The organism is Sphingobacterium thermophilum, assembly GCF_039541675.1.
Taxonomy (GTDB): domain Bacteria; phylum Bacteroidota; class Bacteroidia; order Sphingobacteriales; family Sphingobacteriaceae; genus Sphingobacterium; species Sphingobacterium thermophilum.
On record NZ_BAABGR010000005.1, the window covers coordinates 1 to 1,157 of the forward strand.

2 protein-coding genes are annotated in these 1,157 nt (G+C 40.4%); both read right to left on the reverse strand.

The annotated features are described in order from the left end of the window. Window positions 1-426 (reverse strand): DUF6010 family protein (locus ABD873_RS02105; RefSeq protein WP_345063995.1); only part of this gene is annotated, 426 nt, incomplete at its 3' end. 284 nt (window positions 427-710) lie between these two features. Further along, window positions 711-1,157 (reverse strand): peptide deformylase (locus tag ABD873_RS02110; protein ID WP_345063998.1); only part of this gene is annotated, 447 nt, incomplete at its 5' end.

Consider the following 1,157-nt stretch of genomic DNA (forward strand, 5'->3'; position numbering starts at 1 on the left):
CGTAATTGTTTTTTGTTTTTTGAATACGTTCCAAATGGTAGGTGCACCAAAGAAGAACCAGATTGCCAGAACCGCATCGCACACGGCACAACCGGCGGACGAAAGTGGTGCAAAGTGAATAATGGGATCACCGTATAGATGATGCATAATGTCCCAGCCTGTGTGCATTAGCCAACCGATTCCGATGAAATAATAATGCTTGAGGGCTTTGAAGGCCACAAACAACATAACGGCACCAAAGATATATTCCCATACGCCTAAGCCGCCGCTCCAGTAAACCCCGCCTGCGCCCGCTATAATAATGGCGTTGATTTTCTGTCGGGAGGGTTCTTTCACAAAGGACATGATAATGATGAATACTAAGCCGATCAACGCTGCAACCAACGCATTGATGATTGTAAATTCCTGGGTGCCGTATGTATGCATATTTCTTGTTTTTATGTTTGCATGCAAAGTTAAATAAAAAAACATACTAATTGGTATGTTTTTGAGTAAAAAATATTTTAGGTTGTTTGATTGAGTTATAAGTTGCTTTTAATGAGGTATATATGTTTTTAAAAAGTTCACAGGTAGGTGCAAAACAACCACTGCGCATTTGTCAACAGGGATTGAAACTTTCGTGACTTCCTTTGGGACAGTGAGAATGCTGCGCTAAGTTGCGATGAAGCTTCGTGATGTTGGAGTCTTATAGGCTGAGGTCGGCAGTATCATCACACGAACTTCATCGGATACCTTGTTTTTATTTGACCTCGGGCTATTTTTTTGAGTTTCCCTTCCAACAGTTTTTTGGTCAGCGGTTTCAAATAGTCAAGGTATAATATCCCTTCTGTATGGTCGTATTCGTGTTGTATCATTCGTGCGGTCGTTCCACTGAATGTACGGATTTGCTTTTCAAAATTCCGATTATAATATTCAATCGTTATCGCCCAATTCCGCTTTACTTTGTAGAATAAATTTGGAATACTTAAACAGCCCTCTTCGTCTTCCCAAAGTTCTTCAGACCGTTGGATGATTTTGGCATTGATGAAAGTTTCCATTATGCCTTTATCATCTTGGGGGAAATAAAACTTTCTGTCTTCTTCTCCGAGGCTATCAAAAGTTGATTTACTGTCCACGATAAACAATCTAACCGGAAGTCCTATCTGTGGTGATGCCAA